We start from the raw sequence: 20204 nt of genomic DNA, 5'->3' as shown, positions 1-20204 counted from the left end.
CTATCAATTATGAAAAAACAACTGAAAATTTTTCTCGTCATTGCCTTGTTTGCCAGTACGGCTTGCACCAAGGAGACAGAAGAAAAAACTACCGGTATCGAACAAAACTTGGCCCTTGTTGCGGCTTTCCCGGAATTATCGTTTACCAGACCCGTTGATTTCCAGCATGCAGGAGACAAGTCAAACAAACTTTATGTAGTGGAGCAGCGAGGCGTCATTTCTGTTTTTAAAAATGAGCAAAAAACTTCGACCAAAGCAACGTTTTTAGCCATTGAAGACCGAGTAGAAGATTCAGACAATGAAGAAGGTCTATTAGGCTTGGCATTTCATCCCAATTTTGAAAGCAACGGTTATTTCTACGTAAACTACACGGCATCCAATCCGGATCGTTCAGTAATTTCAAGATTCAACCTTTCCTCCACGAACCCTGATGAGGCCGATCCAAACAGTGAATTGGTATTGTTGGAATATGAACAACCATATGGCAACCATAATGGAGGACAAATAGCTTTTGGCCCGGATTACTACTTATATATAGGAGTTGGTGATGGTGGAAAAAGTGGAGATCCACATGGACATGGCCAAAACCGTAGTACCTTATTAGGAAATATTCTTAGAATTGATGTGGACCAAGAAAATGGAGCTATGCCTTATTCCATTCCGGATGACAATCCATTTGCCGGAAATACCGAAGGCTTTAAGGAAGAGATCTATGCTTATGGCATGCGAAACCCTTGGAGGTTTAGTTTTGATACTGCCACTGATCAGTTGTGGGTGGCAGATGTAGGTCAAAACAGCTATGAAGAAATTGACATCGTTAAAAACGGTGGGAATTACGGTTGGAATACCATGGAAGGCTTTCATTGCTTCAAAGCCGATGAATGTAACCAAGAAAACCTTGAATTGCCAATTTGGGAATATGATCGGGATGAAGGAGACATTTCCATCACCGGTGGATTTGTCTATCATGGCGAGGCCCTACCGCAGCTTCAGGGACTTTACATTTATGCTGATTATGTGTCAGGTAGAATTTGGAGCCTGGATTTCAGTGATACTGAAAACCCTGTAAATACTGAATTGTTCAAAGCCGATTTTCCTATTTCCTCCTTCGGAGTAGACCAAAACCAAGAAATCTATATTTGTGGTTTTGATGACAAAATTTATAAGTTTGGATTGGAGTAATTAAGGACAAACAAAAAGGTGCCCGGCAAAATTGTCGGGCACCTTTTATTTAAAGCGATTACTGTAAGGCACCGGTTTTTTGTGGTGTATGGATATAGTTAGTAATTTATTACAAGACTAATGTATGGATAGGGTTTATTATCCCTTTCATTCCCTGAGCTTTGGTTAACTTTCATCATTTTAGGTCTGAGTTATGCAGCGCTAAACTGAGACCAGTAAAAGAGGGATAAAGCTTAAAAACTACCCCTTAGGTTTACATATTCTTTGGTGGTATTCTCGTTTGAGAAGCTTTAGGCTTAGAGTGAACCTCTCCCTGTACAGGAGGGGCAGAAATATCGCTTTGATTGCCAGCACCATTTGCGGGTATTGGATTTGTATTAGGAACTGCTCTGACAGCATTGTACCTCTCCACTACATTCTTATTCCATTCTGCTTTTTTCTTCCAGAGATTATCCCGAGTTTGAATGCTGTATTGTTAAAGCCAATATGAGCATCTCGCAAAGGTCTACCGAAGCGATCTAAAACTGACTTTTGAGCGGTGCCATTTTCTATGGAATCAATTACTTTTTTCACAGCGAACCCTACTAGAGCTGCACCTACTGCCTTGGTTATAAATTTCATTTTAATAGTCGTTTAGTGATACTTTCTGTGTAGAAATAATCATGCCATACTTACCCTAAAGACAGGTCCGGTTATAAATTAATTCATATGAGCTAACGTTTAAAGTTTGGCCTCAGTGTGTAGAATTAAATTAACAATCTGACGCAAAAACAGAAGTGTTTTCCATCTTATTAATACATCCAAATTATAGATTTGGACTGGGGGTAGTTTGAAACTACGCTTAATGGAGGTAACTGAATAAAGTGTCGTTGATTTGGATGGGGTTTCAAAATTTTGTCCATATTTGTTTACTTGGATAAGGAGGACTTTCAGAAGCCATTGCAAATGGCATATAAAAGGTTTCGACTTCAAAGTAAGTTAGGAATAAAAGGGTGTTGAGGATTCTACAAACAGCCGGGGATTTACATGACCTCATTTCTAATCCTTGGTTCAATACTTAAAAGGAAAAGTAAGTCTTACTTCAACTTTTTCGCCAGCTATTTCACCAGGTTTCCAACTGGGCATTCTTTCCACCACTCTGACAATTGATCTATTTAACCTTTCATCTTTTCCTTTAACAACCTGAACATCTTTCACACACCCATTTTTATCAATAATAAAACTTATAAATGACCTGCTTTTTTCCTCCCTATTTAAGTAGGTACGGCCCATATTTTCTTGAACAAATGAATATACCTCCTCATTTCCCTCATTAAATTCCGGCATTTTATCAGCAGTCAAATATATACCCTCAGAATCAAAAACATGATCAATATTGCTATACACTACAGAGGTAGTGTCTATTATTTGACCTGATAACTTCTCGACTACCAACAGGTAAATTGTAATTATTATTACTATTTTAAAATCCATATTATAGCTTATAGTATTGTTACCAAAATTATTAAATAAGGTGGATCAAATTTCTCGAAATCAAATAAAATAAGAAGTACTAATTACTTTTACAGCCAGACTAAGTGTAGTAGTTGGCAAAACACCCTTCTATCCTTTCCAATTTGCAATTGGAATTGGACGGAATTACCAATGATCCAAGGTTATCAAATCTTCTCATCCAGCATAATTTCATTTGTTTAAAATTGTTTTTAATGGTCAGAACTTGCCCTGGTTTATTGGGGTGGAATCTCGTCACCATAACCATCCATTGACTTGACGATTTCGTCACGCTCGATTTCCTGATCTCTTTTTTGGTAAGCCTCTCCATAACTAAAAATAGTTTATCCTTGATAGAATTACAAATAAATGCTGGCAGAGCGTATCGTTATGGATGGAGTCTCCAATTTCAGTCAAACGGTATTCAAAATTTTGTCCATTTGTTTACATAAAGAGGGGATTTCAAATGGCATATAAAAAATTTCGACTTCAAAGTAAGTCAGGAATAAAAGGGTGTAGAGGATTCTACACCCAGCCCAGGGATTTGTACTTATTCGCTTTTATCCCCCATACTGAAACCCATCCCGGTCAACTCCAATCCCCAGGGTCCCTGAGTTCCTCAGGACAGGCTCCATGGGTCTCCTGCATAATGGGTGAAGTGGTACTTATCACCATAAAGTCATCGAACCAGACATCCTCTCCAGTTTCATTAACGACTATAGTTCTGTATAACTGTCTTCTGTAATTTACTTCTCTTTTATATAAACTTTTTCAATGAAATACAGATGATTTTCAAATTATTCTACTATTCCCAATCCCAAAGTTTGTCATTTTCGGACACACCGCTCCATTAAATTCGCCCCCTTCACAAAAACAAAAACCCTAACTATCAATATATCAGATAGTTAGGGTTTTCTATGAAGAGAGGAAGGGATTCGAACCCTCGATACCATTGCTAGTATACACGCTTTCCAAGCGTGCTCCTTAAACCACTCGGACACCTCTCTGTGGAAATAGTTCGTTTCTTTGAGCCGACAAAGAAAAATATAAAAATCAGTTCTTGCAAATAATTTGAAGCTTTATTCTGGAAAAAAACAACTAATCTTATCCCAAAAAAAGGCTGTAACTGATATAAAACTGAAGATCAACCCATTGCAAAAACAAACCCTATTGATTTAAAACTGACATTTCTCCGGCCAAGGGCATCATCATCCGTCTTTTGATCTCTGTTTCATCCGGTTCATTGGCCAATAGAAACATCATTTTGGTGATTGCTGCCTCTGTAGTGATGTCTGCACCACTCAGTACCCCTACCCTTTTCAAGTCCATACTGGTCTGATACCTCCCTTGAATTACTCGTCCTCCATTGCATTGAGAAACGTTCAATATCAAAATCCCTCGGTCTACAGCTTCTTCCATTTCTTTGATAAACCAACTTTCACTAGGACTGTTTCCTGAACCGTAAGTTTCTAAAACTACCCCCTTAAGGCCCTCCATACTTAAACTGTGATGGATCACTTGCTGAGTGATGCCGGGAAATAGTTTGAGCACCATAACACTTTTATCCAGCTTGTTGACATACCTTAGCTTCTTTCCCTCTTCATAGGGTCGAATGGCTGAATAGTTGTAATCAATGACAATACCTGATTCTGCCAAGGGTGGATAATTTTCTGACTCAAAAGCATCAAAGTGAACACTTTGTACTTTTTTGGCACGGTTGCCACGCAATAGCAAATGGTTGAAAAAATACACACCTCGGGCACTATCGGCTTTCCATTGGCCTTAGATATTGCAATTTCCAAGGAGGTCATTAGGTTTTCCCGGGCATCTGATCGCATTGCACTGATTGGCAACTGTGCCCCGGTAAATATCACCGGTTTATTCAGCCCTTTCAGCATAAAGCTTAACATAGAAGCGCTATAAGCCATGGTATCAGTTCCATGAAGCACTACAAATCCATCATATGTATCATAGTTTTCAAAAATAATATAAGCCATGTCGCCCCAATGCTGCAAATTGATATTGGAAGAATCAATGGGTTCCGGAAAAGAAATCACCGTAATACTGATATTCAGGTTATTGAGGTTGGGTATCTTTTCAAGTATTTTTCCAAAATTAAATGGTACCAAGGCCCCATCATCGTCATAAGCCATCCCCAATGTACCTCCGGTATAGATGATCAATACCGAATGTTCAATCTCTTTTTGTGCCGCTGTATTAAGGCGTACTATTTTATAATTCATCAGGCAACAATTTGAAAACTTTTAATGCGTTCCTGTTGGTTATTTCTGAAACCTCTGCAATACTAAATCCGGTAAATTCTGCCATTTTTTCTGCGATATATGGAATGTATTCCGGTGAATTTCTCTTACCCCTAAAAGGCACTGGCGCAAGGTAAGGACTGTCAGTCTCCAACACAAGGTGTTGCGGACCAATATCTTTTATCACTGCGCCTACCCCACTGTTTTTATAGGTGAGAGTTCCCCCTATTCCTAAATAAAACCCCATCTCAATGATTTGTTTGGCCTGAGCTAAGGTTCCGGAAAAGCAATGGAAAATACCTGTCAAGCGTTTATCCACTAAAGGCGCTAGTAATTCAATGGTTTCACCCAGGGATTCCCTACAATGTAAAATCAAGGGCAATTGCTTTTCTTTAGCCCAATCTACCTGGATTTTCAAGGCAGTTTTTTGTTCCTCAAGATAAGTCTTGTCCCAGTAGAGGTCAATTCCTGTTTCACCCACCCCGTAAAAGGTATGCTTGTCCCACCATTTTTTCATCTCGGTAAGAGTCTTTTCAAAACCTTTGTCTACATCACAAGGATGCAATCCCAGCATGGGATAACAATGGCCGGGAAACTTTTGTTCAAGGGAAAGCATACCCTCAATTGAATCTAGGTCAATATTGGGCATAAAAATCTTATCTATTCCTGCTTCTATGGATCTTTCTACCACAGCAGTGACATCTTCACTAAATTTCTTACTGTATATATGTGCGTGAGTTTCAATAAATTTCATGTGTATTCTCGGTTTTTCCAGGTTAGTTCAATAGGGTAAAAGTAGAAAATTACTGTTGCCCAACTAACCCACCAATTGTATATTTCAAAGTAAATTAAATCAAAAAAACTGACTCTGGTCATTGTTTTACCGGCAAATGTGTGAATAAATATGGATTGAAAGATAATTTTAATCAGCCAAAAAATCACAGTCCACCAAGGTATAAAATACAAACTTACCAGTAAGCCGGCATAGAATGCCACTTGGAGACCTAATAACAATTGCCAAACCAGCGGCAAAAGGAATGCACCCCGCATCCAACGTTTTCTTTGCTGGAGTAAGTTCCTTACCGTTTTTTCAGGCTTGGTTCTCACCAAAGACTCCTTATTGACTAGATGAATAGGACGGTACCCCTGATTATACAAAGCAATGGACATGGCCAAATCCTCCGTCACATCCTTTATTACCCTTCCAAAACCTCCTGAATGCTGATAAGCAGCTCTTCCCATAACCATATTATTACCCATTGCAGTAAGGGAATAGCCAATATCAGAAACCACTTTTACCTTTCCTAAGGTAAGCCACCAATCCAATGCCTGCATTCGTGCAAACAAGCTGCTACCTCCCACTGTTGTGATTCCGGTCACAAGCCCATATTCCTCCCTATAAACTTTAGCCAATGCCATACACCAACTGGCAGGAACTACGCAGTCGGCGTCTGTAAAGATCATTAGACCGGATGTGACCTGCTTTGCCATTTCAGCCAAGGCCTTGGCTTTACCATTTTCCCCTTTTTCAGGTCGTTTGATTAAAGGTACCAAAGTGCGATTAGCCGCCTTATTTACCCAAGCCTGTAAAATATTGAGGGTTTTATCCTCACTGTGATCATCTGCTACTAAAAACCTGACTTTATCAGCGGGATAATCAATTGCTTCAAGTGCTTGTAGGCATTTAGGCAAATTTTCGGCTTCATTCCTACAAGGCAACAGAATGGCGATGGCCGGCAAAGTGGATGATTCAAATGCGTATTGCTTAAAATTAAACCGAATCAAAACACATAAGGTAGCATAAAGAAGGGAAACTAAAATCACCAAAACAAGTGCTACCAGACCAATCATTTTATAATACTGCTGTTTTGAAACCTTTCCTAGCCAAAAATTCTAAATAGGCAGGTAATATTTTTTGCAAATTTGCTTTTGATTTTTGTTGATCATGAAACAAAACAATGGAACCGTTTTCTGTGTGTTTTTTTATTTTATTCAGGGCTTTTAAAGGCTGTAGTTCTTGTTTAAAATCCCATGAAATCAAATCCCAAAGTACTATTTCATACTCCTGTGACAAACAGCGGACATAATTGCTGCCCATTCTACCATATGGGGGGCGGAAAAATTTTGGTTTGACTCCCACTTTATCTTCAATGACTTGTTGGCATTTTTCCACATCATCCAAATATAACCCAAGTGAAGTTTTTGGTGCTTTAAGGTGATGAAAAGTGTGGTTTCCTATCCCATGCCCTGCCCGGGCTACTTCCAAGGCCAGAGAAGTATGTTTTTGAACATTGTCTCCAACCATAAAAAAGTTGGCTTTCATCTTATAGTCATCCAATTGACGCAAAACAAAATCAGAAACTCCGGGAACCGGCCCATCATCAAAGGTCAAATAAACTGTGTTTACCTTACGATCTCGGTGCCAGGTATATCCTTTCATCAACTTTTGAACTAAACCCGGAACCTTATACAATCGCATATCAATTGAATTGAAGACTTAATAAAGTAATGTCATCCCTTCCGGGAACTCCATCAGAAAACTTTTCCATATCCTCCAAAAGGCCAATATGAAAATCTTCCGGAGTACTATCTCTGCATTGATTGATGTAGTCAAGCAACCTCTTTTCTCCATACTCCTCATCCTGCGGATTCATGGCCTCCGTCAAACCATCCGTATACAGGTGTAAGACAAAATGGTCTAGCCCTTCTCTTTCTCCAAGTTCCAAAAATGGCAAAGTCTCAAATGCCCCTAAAATAGTGGTCCCTGCTTCGAGCAACTCAGCTGAATCTTCGGAATTTAAACATAAAATGGGAGGGTTATGCCCTGCATTCACGTAAGTTAACTTCTTTTGGCTATAGGAATAATGTCCTAGAAAGAAAGTGATAAATCGTTCACCCTTGGTGGCATCAAAGATGGACAAATTCAATTGCTCAACTATGGTTTTCAAGTCTGTGCCACTTCTTAAAAGTGTTCTAAGGGCCGCTTGGAAATTGGACATCAGCAAAGATGCCGGCATGCCTTTTCCTGACACATCCCCCACACAAAAATATACATCATCTTCAGTTGGCTGAATTAAATCATAATAATCCCCGCCTACAGAAAAATGGGGAATATATGTTACTTTCGCTTTTAGCTTCTCATGATTAGGCAAGGTTGCAGGAAAAAGCATCCGTTGAACATTGCTGGCAATTTCCATTTCTTTTCGAAAACTCTCCTGTTCCAATTGCTTTCTTGCAAAGCGCTTGTTTTCCAAAGCAACCACCAAGATATTCGTTAATGCTTGTGTAAAATCCAAATCCAAGCCTGCATCTTCATCTTTTGTACTTAAGAAGAGGATGGCCAACATTTTATCTTTGTGATAAACGGGTACATAAATATTTACTTCTGCAAATGAATATTCACCTGAAAGCGACAAGCTCAACTTCCCTAATTCCTTATTCTCCTGAACGTCTCCTTTTTGAATTTCCTCTGGAAGTTTTTCTTTTACCTGATGAGAAATTCTTCGAAGAAAAAACTGTTCTTGTTGATTGTATACATACAGCACCAGTGATTTAATATTCAAATGAACCAGACAGGTAAATTTGAAAATATTTAATAGTACGCGCTCATTTTTATTTTCATTGATGGCTTGGGTGATTTCCAGCAATGCTTTTAACTCCAGCTCTTTCCTTTGGTATTTGATGGTCTCCCCTGTCATATTATAAGGTATTGTGTTTGAGTAGACCTTCCTTGGTGGCAAGGAAAAAATAACCTTTGGCTTTTTCTGTAAGAGGCAATGCTTCAAAAAGCTCATTTTCAGGCCCCTCATAACACCTTACCCAGCCCTTTTTCAGTAAAATCTCCAAATTCTTTAACAGTCTTTCATCCTCCCACCCCAAACTAGATTTCAGGTATTGAAAAGACTGAAGAAAATACAACTCATCCAAAAGGTCAAATTCATCATTAGTCATTGTTGCTAGGCCATTAAGTCCAATGACAAAAATAAGGGATTCATTAGTTTTTCCTTCCTTTCCAGGTATATTTTCCTAAAATAGCATTCGGAAGACTCGCTAATACCATAATTGGGTAAATCCAGCCTGACAAGAACCAAATATGATTTGAAAATATAAGGCCGAAGGAATTCAAGACCTTGCTCAAAACCGCCTTTTCTGCCAGTAATTTCAAGCCCCACACCAATAAAAACATACAGGTAAGTTTCCATGAAACAAAAGCCAAGGGAATACTTGCTAACACAATCAAACAAAAAAACACAAGTAAGGCTGCTGTAAAACCGTGGCCATATTCTTTGTGGACATTCCATTTGCTTGCCCATCTGCTTCGTTGACAAATCCAATCTTCGGGAGATGCTAAAGGCTCTGTTTGAACAAGCGCTGAAGGACTATTCAGGTAAACCAAAGCATCAGGCCCAAATCTTTTATTAATCTTTTTTAATAAAAATTCATCGTCCCCTGAAGGAATATGAAAATTACCGGAATACCCTGCTACTGCCTCAAATGCACTTGTTCGAAAAGCCAAATTAGCACCACTACACATAAGTGGACGTCCTATTTAAAAAATAATTGCTTACCAATAGCAGGCTTGCCCACTCTATTTGTTGAAATTTAAAAAAATACCGGCATTCGAATAAGTCATGACAGGACCGGCTACCAATTGAATATTTTCTTTATTAAAAGGAGCCAACATGGTTTTTACCCATTCCTTTGACAGGCTAACATCTGCATCTATTGTCAGAATTATTTTTGCCTGGCTCGCTTCAATCCCTGTGGTGAGGGCTGCCTTTTTACCCTGCCCTTTGCTAGGTTCTACACACCAATTTTGGACATCAAAAGCTTCGATAAAGCTACGAACTAATGCAGCTCCATCATCTTCACTATGATCATCTATAAAAACAACCTTAGAAGCTAAAGGCAAATTGACAAATAAGTTGTGTAATAAGGCAGTAAGTTTTCGTTCCTCATTTCTGAAAGGTACCAAAATGCTGAAGTCGGTGGGAGTTGGCAAGCTTGCGCTTTGGCAGGGGACTCCACTTGCCAGGCTTTACCCAAAAGGTATAATCCCCAGGTATAACTAATAACTAACAAAAAATAGCAAATTCCTATGGCAAGCATTTCATGGAGCATTAGAGGATTTGTGGTAAATTGCACTGATGAGTAAAATTGTAAAAAATCCAATTAAGGAAAAAGTCATTTTAGGAATAGACCCCGGCACCTCTGTGATGGGATACGGCCTAATATTGGTAAAAGGAAATAAATACACTGTTATGGAGTTTGGAGTAATTCACTTGAAAAAGTACAGTGACCATGCCTTAAAACTCAAAAAGATATTTGATAAAATCAGTTTTATAATTGATACCCACGGACCTGATTCTATGGCATTGGAAGCCCCCTTTTATGGACAAAATGTACAGTCCATGCTCAAACTAGGTAGGGCGCAAGGGGTAGCCATGGCGGCAGCACTAGCCAAGGAAGTCTCTATCACAGAATACTCTCCCAAGAAAGTAAAACAGTCGGTCACCGGCAATGGAAATGCTTCTAAAGAACAGGTGGCTGAAATGCTTAAATCCTTATTGAACTTTGACGAGATACCAAAATTACTGGATGCGACCGATGCCCTGGCAGTGGCTTTGTGTCATCATTTTCATGATGGAAGGATTCAAACAAAAGGAAGGAGTGGTGGATGGAAATCATTCATCAATGAAAATCCGGACCGAATTAAAAAATAAAGATTTGTTAAAAAATTTTAGAATTCTAGCTCATATTTGATAAATTGGTAAAGAACTAATTCAATATACCCATGAGAAAACCAGTGCTGGACTGCGAAAACTGTTTTGCTGAATTTACCAATCAGTTAAATGAACTACAAGATTTGATTCTTGAAGGAAAAAGCCACGGAATGAATGATGAGGTCCGGTCAAAATTGATTGTAAGTTTTGAGAAAACCCATGATGCGGCTCTTGAAACCATCGCTGCCTATTTTAAAAACCAAGGCAAGCCTCCTTTCTCAGGATCAAGGGACATTACGGTGGAAGCTTTTCATGCAGACCTGATCGATGATGGGCAAGGCTGGTTGGACATGATTATCCATAGAATTAAATACAATCCGCTCTATCCGGGAGATTATCTGGGCTCGCTCTCCGAAAACATTGTCAAAAATTACTTAGGTTTTCTTGAATCCTTTGAAAGGAATATGAGTAAAAAGCTTGATACTTGAGGAATTTAAGCCACCCTTAAGCTTTTATTATTTTATTTTTTAAAAGGTGTAGCATTTTGACAATTTATTTCGTCTTGACAGGGAAAATTAGCACAATCAATGCTAATGCTATTCTTTGACCTTATTCCTGACATGCCATGAAAACAAATTTACACCCTCGATTTATTCTCGGAGCACAGCTTATGCTCTCCTTTATGCTAGTAATGGTACTTCCCTCTTGTGAAGACCAAATAGAAACGACCTATACCTATCAAACTCAGGTGCCGGTATTTATTGAAGTAAATTCTTTTAGAGAAGCTGACATTATCATTGAACCGGGAATTCCTCTGGATCAACCGGGCAAAATTTATATTTATGGAGATTATCTTTTTATTTCAGAACCCGGTAAAGGCATACACCTATTGGATAATACTGACCCCGAAAATCCTCAAAATCTAAATTTCATCAATATTCCCGGAACGGGTGACATGGCCATCAATGAAAGCATTCTATATGCAGACAATTACGTAGATTTATTGGCCTTTGATATCTCAAACCCTGAGAATATTCAATTGGTGAAAGGGAAAAAGACGTATTCCCCAATTTCTATTCCAATGAAGAAACAGGAACGATTGTCACCTACAAAGACACCCTGATTACCTCCACGGAATCCAATATGCGATGGAACAGCTGGGGATTCCCAACTTTCCGTACAGACATTATGACTTTGGAATCCGCAGCCTTCAGCTCTAAATCTGATGGAGGTCAAAGCTATGGGCAGGGAGGGTCAATGGCAAGGTTTACCTTATTGGGAGGTCACCTTTATACGGTAGACGAATACAGCATGCGGGTATTTAATGTAGAATCTCCTATGGATCCCCAATACCTAAGCGATATTGATTTAGGCTGGGGTATTGAGACAATCTTTCCATTCAAAGGTAATCTCTTTATCGGATCCATGACCGGTATGCACATTTATGATGCCAGCAATCCTGCTGAACCTAGGGAATTGGCAGTATATTCACATATCACCTCATGTGACCCGGTGGTAGTTAATGATGATTATGCCTTTGTCACCTTAAGGAGTGCTGCAATTTGCCGAAATGGCGCCAATGAACTTCATGTGCTTGACATCAAAGACTTGAATGTACCCACTCTTATTCAATCCTACCCCATGGACAATCCTCATGGACTAGGACTTTCCGGAGACTACCTTTATCTTGCTGAAGGGGAACAAGGCTTAAAAAGTTTCAACGTGGCAGATGTTAAAGAGATTAGCAACAACCTGATTGAACACCTGAAAAACTATGTTTTTACAGACATTATCCCCGGCCCCAAATCACTGATTGTAATTGGTCCTGATGGCGTTTGTCAATTTGATTACTCCAATCCGGAAAAACTGGAAGAACTTAGTTGTATCAATGTGGCCAACTGATCGATGAAAAACCTGTTTGTACTTTTCTTAGTAGCATTCATTTGCTCTTGCCCTTTGATTAGCAAAGGGCAAGACTTGCCTTTTGTTAACCATACGGAATTAGGGCTGCTTACAGGAACTGACAATTTTGGTTCCCGAACCAACTTCACCTTTCAAACTTTAAATGGGGTGCAAATTCACCGGAAACATACGCTAGGTTTCGTTACAGGCTTAGACCAATACGGTAACTATTCCGTCCTACCTCTGGCAGTAGGCTGGAGAGGAGTTTTAAACCCACAAAACAAATGGCAGTTATATGCTGGTGTAGATGTTGGTTATGGTTCTGCCCTTTTTGAAAAAGTAGAAATTAACGAATGGGATCAACACCATTGGCGGAAAGGTGGCAGGATGGCCCAAGGGACCTTTGGTATAAGGTATAAAACCAAAAAAGCCAACTTCTGGACGATAAGTTTCTCATTGAAGCAACAAATCAGTTATTTTTATACCGGAAATCCCTCCAGGTTATCTCCCGACAGAAACCGACTTGAAGATTGGAGTTACTATGAAGAAGATAAAGTTATTTTCAACAATCTAGTTTATAGGGTTGGCTATTCTTTTTAATAAGATATTTTTTACTATTAAAATCAATTCGAAGTTTAGAATTTGATCTACTAATAATTCTTAATGACAGCAGGTTAACCAGATCCTGAACAGAGCCGAAGAAGTTGAAAGGAGGACGTTATCCGCATTACCGGACCCTGAGCAGAGTCGAAAGAGAAGGTAAACAGGAAAGTTATCCTTTGGCTTCGGTTCCGAGCAGTCGCCGAAACTCGATTTCGCTCTGCTTCCGCTAAAAAAAGCGAAACCACTATACAATCTGATGATTAGTGGTTTCGCTATTCATTAAATCAGGAGGTAACCCTAGCTTTCAGAAATAAATATGGTAAATGAATCAATCATGGGAAATAAAACCCACTAGGCCCTCTTCCTACACTTACCTCATCAATAAGGTCTCCCTGGGCATTGATACGCATCACAGAACCATTTCCCTGCCAGCCATTGTGTTCACCTATATACAAGGTTTGAGTGTCATCATCATAACCCAAACCATAGAAGTTGCTGCCCGAGTAGAAATTATCATTTTCAACCGATCCAGAAGAAAGGGAAAGTTTTACAACCACATCTTCAGTATCTTGGTTGCTAATTACAAATAATTCACCACTGTTGCTGATTGAAAAGTTACCATTGTAAATGCTATTGTCCACAGAAAACTCAAGGCTTTCTTCCACATTAAAAGTTGCTGTATTTAACTTGTGCAGGTAGATTTTTTCACTATCCTTGGCATAAAGGTAGGTGCCTCCTTGGTATTCAAAAAGAAAAATGGCGTTCCTGCCACATCTATTGTTTTCTCCACTTCATCATCACCAACTTCAATCACAGCAATGGCACCCATTTGACAGGCCACCAAAACTCTATCACCTATAAAGGTAATCCCTTCAGGTCTAGATGGTGTTGGAATTTTATAAGCGATGTCCCCACCTGTAACATCTTCCACAACTGCCACAAATGATTCGGTATTGCTCCAATTGGCATCATAGGGGCCCCAATCACTAATATACAATTTACCATCAGCCTTTACCATGCTTCGGCTATTTACCAAGTCGTTATTAACGGCTCCTACTGAAATAAAATCTGCGGATTGCACCACCTCCACTTTACCGGTGTTGGCCACTAGGTAGGTATAATCCTCATAACTAATCAAATCCTGAAGCAATCCAGCAAAAGGTCTACCGTTAACATTTTCGAAAACATTGGCTTCAAGCTCTGCTGTATTGTTGTCAAAATGGAAAACTTCACCATCATTGGCTCCAAATGCACCTTCATTTATTATTAGCACACCATCTTCATAGGCCCCTTGAGGTATTTCAACCGGATCAGTTCCACATGACACCAAAATGGCAAACAAAAACAACTTACAGACTAACTGCATTTTTTTCATAACACTACATTTAAATTAAATTGAAAATTTCTTCCGGGCATAGACCGCAGGCGAAGCACCTGATAATCTACATTGAAAATATTATTTGTATGGAATCCAAGATTCCCTTTTAGCTTTCCTTTCCAGTCAAAAGCATAAGTAAGCCCTGTATCCCACAAGCTATATGCGGCTAATACGGTTTGATTGTCTGTAGTCACAAAACGCTCACCAGTCCACTGATTCTGAATGTACAGCTTGTAAGGACCTTTCTGGAGATTGCCTTGTGTACGTATTTTATGCTTAGGCACGTAAGGAAGCTGCTTACCTTGACTAAGCGAATTTCCAAAATCTCCTGATTGATTGACTGCACTATTCAGGCTATAGTCTACATGCAGCGTCCAACGTCTATTACCTTGCTCAAACCCACCTTTAAAAAAAAACTCCAACCCTTGATTGACCACATTGCGGACATTTTCGGCTTGCCAATAAGTGCTCTGTGGTAACCATAGAATCCAATTATCCACATTCATATGAAAATAGGTAAGCCTATTTTCAAAACTAAATGCAGATAAATGCGCCTTACTTGTTAGTCCAATTTCTTTGCTAAGGCTTTTCTCAGGTTTTAAATTAGGATTACCACCGGGCTCCCAAAACCTATCGTTTAAAGTAGGTATTTTAAAACTTTTCGACAGGTTGCTAATTAACTGCCAATTCCAAACAGTTGATTTAAAAAAACTCCATTCCGCACCTATGGAAGGAGTAAAAGGAACGGCTTCTCCTTCATGGATAAGCTGCCGGAGTTGCATAGAAATCCCAAGATTTTGACTTGGTTTGAAATTGGTGGCTTGGTACAGTTCTATTCGCTGTTCCTGTCGATCATAGGTGGCCAATCGCCCTTTGATATGTGAATAACGAATACCGGCAAGGGTCTGCCATTTTGGAGAAAAAGAGTAATCCAAGGCGGTCCCTATCAAAATTAAGCGGGTTTGATTGTTATCTGAATTGAATACCATCAGGTCATTTGAAATCCCTGTGGTAGCAGTCCAAATAAGGTTTTCACCGGCATGGGTATAATCTATAACCGCTCTAAAACTCCGATCCTCTTGAACATCATTGGTTGATGAACCAAGCAGTGGCTGTATTTGCCGGTCGTTGGTATTGAGCCAAAGATTGGCTTTCAGTGACTGTACAGAATTAATTTTATAGGAAAAATCCTGCACCCAACCTATTTGAGAAACCTTGGCGTGTTCTTGACGCTTTTCCGGTGTACCCGGACTGGCATAATCCTTATAGGTGAAATTATTAGCTGTATAATTTCGATAAAGGTTGGTTTTGAAGGCAAATTTTTCATTCCCTTGCCGATAACTTACCTGCTGATGCCAGCGGCCAAAACTTCCCACAAGAGTTCCAACCTTTAACTCATTTCCGGTATTGAATCCTAGGTTTGAGGACAAATGAACAGATCCACCGATAGCATCCGTACCGTATAAAGCCCCGGAACTCCCATAATGAATATTCACTGCGTCAAATCCACCCAAAGGGAAAATTGAATAATCTGCCTGACCAAGAGAAGGGCTATTAACCGGCAATCCGTTCCAAAACAAGGCATTGTGTCCTGCTGAAGTGCCACGCATGCTTAGAGAATTCAACATTCCAGGCCCATATTGTCTTAAAAACAAACCAGTTTCCTGCTGTAAAACCTCCCCTAATGAATATCCCGATAATTGCTCTAACCTATTCTTATCGAGGGACCTTACATATTGACCAAAAGCATACTTCTTTAAAGCAAAGGCTTGCACTTCCACTTGTGACAGTTCCAGAGTATCTTGTGGGAAAACAGATGAGGAATCCGGTTCACTTTGCCAACTCGCAATCATAAAAATCAAACAAGCTATTAATGACATCCTCTTTCTTTTAATATAAGCATCACTATTTCATGCTTTGTGGGAAAAATTAGGAGAATAGAGAATATCAACTGGCAGGCAAGTCTAGACAATCACCAACAGGTACCTGACTTGGTTATCAATGTTCCATAAATGAAAATATTGAAAGCAGCTAAAACCTTCTTCTCAGCCTTTCTCCCGAAAGCTACGAATGAAAAGATTTTAATGGCAGGTCTCCTGACTTCCCAAGGTAAATCCGCCTTCTCATCCAACAAGGACAATGGCAAAGGATGGATTTCCGTTTTCTTTATTGAAATAAAGACCGGGTTACAGTTGCGGGGACAGTTCCGGACTTTCACCGAATTCCCTATTAATCCCGAGCGCCTGGTTAAGGATCGGGAACCATAAATCGGCACAAACATACGCTAAAAACTCTATTTGAAAAAATTAAGTTATTGGAAATGGTCTAAGCAATGGTTTACTTTGACATGAAAATCAAATTTTATTTATTCTTTTTCCTGAAAAATGGCTGCTATCCGTTCATTAATTTTTGTACTTTTATTTATTTCATCTTGTCAACCATCCACACAAAGAGTAAGTTTGGACACTTTGGAAGAAATTGCTTTGCAATATGCTGAAGGGTTTTCACTTTTTCGTGGGGACAATTTTTATATCATTGAAATCATTCATCAGAAAACAAAAAACCAACTCTTCTTGGTGCATAGTGACGAGGATAAGGGTAAATTCCCGGAAATCCCTATCGATGGAAAGATTGTTGCAGGAAGTCATAAAGTCATACTATCGGCTACTCCGCAGGTTGCTCATCTGGATTACTTAGATGCTGAGGAAAACTTAATGGCTTTCCCTGACCTGGATCTGATCACTTCAGAAAAAACCAGAAAAAGAATCAATTCTAACAAAATCATTGATCTTGGTAAAGGGCCTGCATGGGATATTGAAAAGATCATAGACATTCAACCCGACTGGGTTATGGTATCTGGATTTGGTGAAACCTCCCAAATGGAAAACCGCTTAAATTCAGCAAAAATACCTGTAATAATCAATAAGGAGTACCAAGAAAAACACCCATTGGGAAGGGCTGAGTGGATTAAGGTCACCGGAGTTTTACTGGGAAAACTAGAAGAAGCAGAGGCTGTGTACAATAAAATAGCCAACAATTACAAAATTGCCCAAGAAAAGGTGAGCCTTATTTCTTCAGAAGACAAACCCACCGTACTGTCAGGGTCCATGTACAAAGACATTTGGTATGCACCTGCCAAGGGTAGTTGGGCAGCTAAAATCATTGGGGATGCTGCCGGTAAATACCTATTCGACCAAATGGAAGGGACGGGGAGCTTGACCTTGAATTATGAATTTGTCTTAGATCAGGCAGGTCAGGCGGATTTTTGGATTGGGGCGGCTGACAATGCTTCTTTAGGAAGTATGGTGGCACAAAACCCTAAATACATTGATTTCGAGGCATATAAAAAGAAAAAAGTATACACTTATACTTTGGGCAAAGGGGAAAAGGGAGGATATAGGTATTTTGAAGAAGGCTACTTGCGACCAGATTTAGTACTTTTGGACATGATTAAAATTCTCCACCCCGATAAGGCAGTTGACCATCAATTTAGGTATTTCCAAAAATTAGAAGATTAGACACATGACTCACCCAGTTAAGTTTATCGTCTGTTTGGTTCTAATGTTCTTTCTGTGGCTATTGAACCTTAGCCTTGGTACCATTTCGATTCCATTTGTCTCTCTTTTGGAAAGACTAGGAGGATATTCTTTCCCTAGGGAGAGCTGGGAAATTATAGTAATCAATTATCGAATTCCAAAATCTTTAACTGCGATTTTAGCAGGAATAGGACTTTCTGTAAGTGGTTTGCAGATGCAAACATTCTTCAGAAACCCACTTGCTGGCCCATTTGTTTTAGGAATCAGTTCAGGTGCCGGCTTGGGGGTAGCCATATTATCAATGGCTGGAACAGCCTTTGGCTGGCAAATCTTGTCAGGTACTCCCAACTATTGGGCGGCCATTCTGGCATCAAGCGCAGGGGCCATCGGAGTATTGGTCTTGATGGGTTTGACAGCTTGGAAGGTAAAAGACAGCATGACCTTGTTAATTGTAGGGTTGATGTTTGGTAGTGCAGCCTCATCAGTGGTCACTCTTTTGTCCTATTTTAGTGCCGCTGAAGAATTAAAAATGTTTACGCTTTGGTCCATGGGCAACCTCGGGAATACAGGTTGGAGTGAACTATGGTACTTATCCGGAGCCCTGGTAATTGGATTATCGTTGGTAATATTTTCCGTAAAATCTTACAATGCCATGCTATTAGGGGAAACTTACGCCAAAAGCATGGGAATTAATTTCGAAAGATTACGGTGGATAATGATAATCAGCACGGGTATACTAACCGGCGGAATAACCGCTTTCTGCGGACCTATTGCCTTTATCGGAATTGCTGTCCCACACTTGGCCAGATTATTATTTAAAACCAATGACCACAAAATATTATTTCCTGCCACCGCCATCTTAGGCATATTGGTACTATTGGCTTGCGACACCATCGGTCAGTTGCCCGGCTTAGCAACAAGCCTTCCAATCAATGCGGTAACAACAGCTTTAGGTGCACCTTTAATTATCTGGCTGATCATGAAAAGAAACTTTAGTGAGGCGTTTTAATTATTTTAAGTTATGGAAACCAACATTGACAGCCTTAGACTAATAAAACCATGCATTTATGCCAGAAACTTGGTGCTTGGATATAAAAATGATCGGGTAATCAATACTGTAGCTACTGATGTTTCTTTTGATTTGTATAGTGGAGAATTGACCTGTATGATGGGGCCCAATGGGGTTGGGAAGTCTACCTTATTGAAGGCAATCATGAATCAAAATCCTCCGATAAAAGGATCAATTTGGTTAGGGAAACATGAAATCGAGTTGCTGAATGATCAAGAAAGAGCAAAAACCATTGCAGTAGTTTTGACTGAGAAAATTCGTTCAGGCCTTATGACGGTTTGGGAACTAGTAGCGTTGGGCCGTACGCCCCACACAGGTTGGTTGGGCCATTTAAGCAAGACAGACAATAAAATTGTGAATGAGGTATTGACAATGACTCATCTTGATTTGATTTCCCATAAGAAATTGTCCGAACTGAGTGATGGACAACGGCAGACGGCCATGATCGCAAGGGCATTGGCACAAGACAGCAGCATCTTAATTCTGGACGAACCTACGGCACACTTGGACCTTACAAATCGGTTTGAAATCATGCATTTGCTGAAAAAACTGGCAAAAGAAGCCGGTAAAGCTATTTTGGTGGTCACTCATGATCTAGAAGTAGCTATGGAGACAGCAGATCAATTATGGATCATGGGTAATCAAGAACCTTTGGTTTCAGGGAGCCCGGAAGACCTCATGTTGGAAGGTCAGATTCAGAAATTACTGCCCGGAAATAAATGGGAGATAGATGCCAATAATGGAAAAATCAGGTTAAAAAACCCTAGTCTTCTACCGGAAATAAGCGGTCCCAAAAATATGAGGCATTGGGTCAAAAATGCACTTAGAAAAAACCTAGACCTCTCCATGCCCGAAAAAATAATCACCAAAGACAACCCATTGGAGATAATTGTCTACAAGGGACAAAAAAGCATAACTTTTTCAAGTATATCTGCAATGATTAGATTTTTAAAAAACGCCTCATCTTAAAAAAATATAATTATTTTTTTTGATATATTGATGAATTTATTATATTGATAATCAGATTATTATAAACTATAATTTTGAATTTACAAAGTT

21 protein-coding genes, 1 tRNA gene, 1 pseudogene and 1 riboswitch are annotated in these 20204 nt (G+C 39.5%); of the genes and pseudogenes, 9 read left to right on the top strand and 14 right to left on the bottom strand.

Translation table 11 applies throughout. From position 1 onward, the window contains the following. Positions 1 to 9 precede the first annotated feature (9 nt). Positions 10 to 1182, top strand: a complete 1173-nt coding sequence (locus WG932_RS30020) for a PQQ-dependent sugar dehydrogenase (protein ID WP_483086342.1) — start codon at positions 10 to 12, stop codon at positions 1180 to 1182. 411 nt (positions 1183 to 1593) lie between these two features. Here WG932_RS30020 and WG932_RS30015 read toward each other — a convergent pair whose 3' ends face one another. The 11 genes and pseudogenes from WG932_RS30015 to WG932_RS29965 all read right to left on the bottom strand — a co-directional run bounded on the left by WG932_RS30015 (position 1594) and on the right by WG932_RS29965 (position 9936). Then, on the bottom strand, positions 1594 to 1803 hold the full coding sequence (locus WG932_RS30015; RefSeq protein ID WP_483086341.1) for a hypothetical protein: 210 nt from the start codon (positions 1801 to 1803) through the stop codon (positions 1594 to 1596). Between the two features lie 429 nt (positions 1804 to 2232). Then, positions 2233 to 2655 (bottom strand): energy transducer TonB, encoded by a 423-nt coding sequence (locus WG932_RS30010; protein ID WP_014021349.1) that lies wholly within the window; start codon positions 2653 to 2655, stop codon positions 2233 to 2235. 938 nt (positions 2656 to 3593) lie between these two features. Continuing rightward, a tRNA-Ser gene (locus WG932_RS30005) sits at positions 3594 to 3680 on the bottom strand. Positions 3681 to 3840: 160 nt separating this feature from the next. Then, positions 3841 to 4916: pseudogene (locus WG932_RS30000) on the bottom strand (asparaginase). Next, complete coding sequence (locus WG932_RS29995; RefSeq protein ID WP_483086340.1) at positions 4906 to 5688, bottom strand: TatD family hydrolase; 783 nt, start codon at positions 5686 to 5688, stop codon at positions 4906 to 4908. The pseudogene WG932_RS30000 and the gene WG932_RS29995 overlap by 11 nt, the downstream one beginning before the upstream one ends. Then, positions 5685 to 6785 (bottom strand): glycosyltransferase, encoded by a 1101-nt coding sequence (locus WG932_RS29990; protein ID WP_483086339.1) that lies wholly within the window; start codon positions 6783 to 6785, stop codon positions 5685 to 5687. The genes WG932_RS29995 and WG932_RS29990 overlap by 4 nt, the downstream gene beginning before the upstream one ends. A gap of 1 nt (position 6786) precedes the next feature. Next, complete coding sequence (locus WG932_RS29985; protein WP_149394260.1) at positions 6787 to 7413, bottom strand: polysaccharide deacetylase family protein; 627 nt, start codon at positions 7411 to 7413, stop codon at positions 6787 to 6789. 1 nt (position 7414) lies between these two features. Further along, positions 7415 to 8632, bottom strand: a complete 1218-nt coding sequence (locus WG932_RS29980; protein ID WP_149394261.1) for a PP2C family protein-serine/threonine phosphatase — start codon at positions 8630 to 8632, stop codon at positions 7415 to 7417. A 1-nt stretch (position 8633) separates the two neighbouring features. Continuing rightward, the gene (locus WG932_RS29975; protein WP_014021258.1) at positions 8634 to 8885 is read right to left on the bottom strand and encodes a hypothetical protein; all 252 of its coding nucleotides are present in this window, start codon (positions 8883 to 8885) and stop codon (positions 8634 to 8636) included. A gap of 43 nt (positions 8886 to 8928) precedes the next feature. Then, complete coding sequence (locus WG932_RS29970) at positions 8929 to 9468, bottom strand: glycosyltransferase family 2 protein (RefSeq protein ID WP_483086338.1); 540 nt, start codon at positions 9466 to 9468, stop codon at positions 8929 to 8931. Positions 9469 to 9522: 54 nt separating this feature from the next. Next, positions 9523 to 9936, bottom strand: a complete 414-nt coding sequence (locus WG932_RS29965) for a glycosyltransferase (RefSeq protein ID WP_483086337.1) — start codon at positions 9934 to 9936, stop codon at positions 9523 to 9525. A gap of 145 nt (positions 9937 to 10081) precedes the next feature. Here WG932_RS29965 and ruvC point away from each other — a divergent pair, with 145 nt between their 5' ends. The 5 genes from ruvC to WG932_RS29940 all read left to right on the top strand — a co-directional run bounded on the left by ruvC (position 10082) and on the right by WG932_RS29940 (position 13159). Further along, a complete protein-coding gene (ruvC, locus tag WG932_RS29960) occupies positions 10082 to 10657 on the top strand; it encodes a crossover junction endodeoxyribonuclease RuvC (protein WP_014021256.1) in 576 nt (191 codons plus the stop codon). 71 nt (positions 10658 to 10728) lie between these two features. Continuing rightward, a complete protein-coding gene (locus tag WG932_RS29955) occupies positions 10729 to 11145 on the top strand; it encodes a nucleotidyltransferase substrate binding protein (protein WP_014021255.1) in 417 nt (138 codons plus the stop codon). A 137-nt stretch (positions 11146 to 11282) separates the two neighbouring features. Beyond that, a complete protein-coding gene (locus tag WG932_RS29950) occupies positions 11283 to 11780 on the top strand; it encodes a hypothetical protein (protein ID WP_483086336.1) in 498 nt (165 codons plus the stop codon). 65 nt (positions 11781 to 11845) lie between these two features. Further along, positions 11846 to 12559 carry an LVIVD repeat-containing protein gene (locus WG932_RS29945; RefSeq protein WP_483086335.1) on the top strand — a complete coding sequence of 238 codons (714 nt, stop codon included), beginning with the start codon at positions 11846 to 11848 and terminating at the stop codon, positions 12557 to 12559. Between the two features lie 3 nt (positions 12560 to 12562). Further along, positions 12563 to 13159 carry a hypothetical protein gene (locus tag WG932_RS29940; protein ID WP_483086334.1) on the top strand — a complete coding sequence of 199 codons (597 nt, stop codon included), beginning with the start codon at positions 12563 to 12565 and terminating at the stop codon, positions 13157 to 13159. Positions 13160 to 13494: 335 nt separating this feature from the next. On the opposite strand, the gene WG932_RS29935 is transcribed toward WG932_RS29940, so the two are convergent. From WG932_RS29935 to WG932_RS29925, 3 genes are read right to left on the bottom strand one after another with little or no spacing between them, the layout of a single operon-like run. Then, positions 13495 to 13827, bottom strand: coding sequence for a YncE family protein (locus WG932_RS29935; RefSeq protein ID WP_483086333.1), 333 nt, complete (start codon positions 13825 to 13827; stop codon positions 13495 to 13497). A 17-nt stretch (positions 13828 to 13844) separates the two neighbouring features. Next, entirely contained in the window at positions 13845 to 14537 is a 693-nt protein-coding gene (locus WG932_RS29930) for a YncE family protein (protein WP_483086332.1), read from the bottom strand. Continuing rightward, a complete protein-coding gene (locus WG932_RS29925) occupies positions 14534 to 16420 on the bottom strand; it encodes a TonB-dependent receptor (RefSeq protein ID WP_483086331.1) in 1887 nt (628 codons plus the stop codon). The genes WG932_RS29930 and WG932_RS29925 overlap by 4 nt, the downstream gene beginning before the upstream one ends. Positions 16421 to 16609: 189 nt before the next feature. After that, positions 16610 to 16821, bottom strand: a riboswitch (cobalamin riboswitch). A 103-nt stretch (positions 16822 to 16924) separates the two neighbouring features. Here WG932_RS29925 and WG932_RS29920 point away from each other — a divergent pair. From WG932_RS29920 to WG932_RS29910, 3 genes are read left to right on the top strand one after another with little or no spacing between them, the layout of a single operon-like run. Beyond that, the gene (locus WG932_RS29920; RefSeq protein WP_483086330.1) at positions 16925 to 18058 is read left to right on the top strand and encodes an ABC transporter substrate-binding protein; all 1134 of its coding nucleotides are present in this window, start codon (positions 16925 to 16927) and stop codon (positions 18056 to 18058) included. 4 nt (positions 18059 to 18062) lie between these two features. Continuing rightward, positions 18063 to 19085 (top strand): iron chelate uptake ABC transporter family permease subunit, encoded by a 1023-nt coding sequence (locus WG932_RS29915; RefSeq protein ID WP_483086329.1) that lies wholly within the window; start codon positions 18063 to 18065, stop codon positions 19083 to 19085. A gap of 12 nt (positions 19086 to 19097) precedes the next feature. Continuing rightward, positions 19098 to 20114 carry an ABC transporter ATP-binding protein gene (locus tag WG932_RS29910; protein ID WP_014021248.1) on the top strand — a complete coding sequence of 339 codons (1017 nt, stop codon included), beginning with the start codon at positions 19098 to 19100 and terminating at the stop codon, positions 20112 to 20114. Positions 20115 to 20204: the final 90 nt, after the last annotated feature.

This window comes from Cyclobacterium sp. SOCE241 (assembly GCF_056867545.1).
The sequence above is the reverse complement of the archived record's forward strand: the minus strand, read 5'-3'. Positions and strand labels throughout refer to the sequence as shown.

What these genes read in the sequence shown, in the direction of transcription:
- WG932_RS29970 (WP_483086338.1), bottom strand. Translation starts at nt 9,468, where the DNA reads ATGTGTAGTGGTGCTAATTTGGCTTTTCGAACAAGTGCATTTGAGGCA.
- WG932_RS29955 (WP_014021255.1), top strand. Translation starts at nt 10,729, where the DNA reads ATGAGAAAACCAGTGCTGGACTGCGAAAACTGTTTTGCTGAATTTACC.
- WG932_RS29910 (WP_014021248.1), top strand. Translation starts at nt 19,098, where the DNA reads ATGGAAACCAACATTGACAGCCTTAGACTAATAAAACCATGCATTTAT.
- WG932_RS30015 (WP_483086341.1), bottom strand. Translation starts at nt 1,803, where the DNA reads ATGAAATTTATAACCAAGGCAGTAGGTGCAGCTCTAGTAGGGTTCGCT.
- WG932_RS29990 (WP_483086339.1), bottom strand. Translation starts at nt 6,785, where the DNA reads ATGATTGGTCTGGTAGCACTTGTTTTGGTGATTTTAGTTTCCCTTCTT.
- WG932_RS29925 (WP_483086331.1), bottom strand. Translation starts at nt 16,420, where the DNA reads ATGTCATTAATAGCTTGTTTGATTTTTATGATTGCGAGTTGGCAAAGT.
- WG932_RS29930 (WP_483086332.1), bottom strand. Translation starts at nt 14,537, where the DNA reads ATGAAAAAAATGCAGTTAGTCTGTAAGTTGTTTTTGTTTGCCATTTTG.
- ruvC (WP_014021256.1), top strand. Translation starts at nt 10,082, where the DNA reads ATGAGTAAAATTGTAAAAAATCCAATTAAGGAAAAAGTCATTTTAGGA.
- WG932_RS29980 (WP_149394261.1), bottom strand. Translation starts at nt 8,632, where the DNA reads ATGACAGGGGAGACCATCAAATACCAAAGGAAAGAGCTGGAGTTAAAA.
- WG932_RS30020 (WP_483086342.1), top strand. Translation starts at nt 10, where the DNA reads ATGAAAAAACAACTGAAAATTTTTCTCGTCATTGCCTTGTTTGCCAGT.
- WG932_RS29975 (WP_014021258.1), bottom strand. Translation starts at nt 8,885, where the DNA reads ATGACTAATGATGAATTTGACCTTTTGGATGAGTTGTATTTTCTTCAG.
- WG932_RS29995 (WP_483086340.1), bottom strand. Translation starts at nt 5,688, where the DNA reads ATGAAATTTATTGAAACTCACGCACATATATACAGTAAGAAATTTAGT.
- WG932_RS29915 (WP_483086329.1), top strand. Translation starts at nt 18,063, where the DNA reads ATGACTCACCCAGTTAAGTTTATCGTCTGTTTGGTTCTAATGTTCTTT.
- WG932_RS29985 (WP_149394260.1), bottom strand. Translation starts at nt 7,413, where the DNA reads ATGCGATTGTATAAGGTTCCGGGTTTAGTTCAAAAGTTGATGAAAGGA.
- WG932_RS29920 (WP_483086330.1), top strand. Translation starts at nt 16,925, where the DNA reads ATGGCTGCTATCCGTTCATTAATTTTTGTACTTTTATTTATTTCATCT.
- WG932_RS29940 (WP_483086334.1), top strand. Translation starts at nt 12,563, where the DNA reads ATGAAAAACCTGTTTGTACTTTTCTTAGTAGCATTCATTTGCTCTTGC.
- WG932_RS29945 (WP_483086335.1), top strand. Translation starts at nt 11,846, where the DNA reads ATGACTTTGGAATCCGCAGCCTTCAGCTCTAAATCTGATGGAGGTCAA.
- WG932_RS29950 (WP_483086336.1), top strand. Translation starts at nt 11,283, where the DNA reads ATGAAAACAAATTTACACCCTCGATTTATTCTCGGAGCACAGCTTATG.
- WG932_RS30010 (WP_014021349.1), bottom strand. Translation starts at nt 2,655, where the DNA reads ATGGATTTTAAAATAGTAATAATAATTACAATTTACCTGTTGGTAGTC.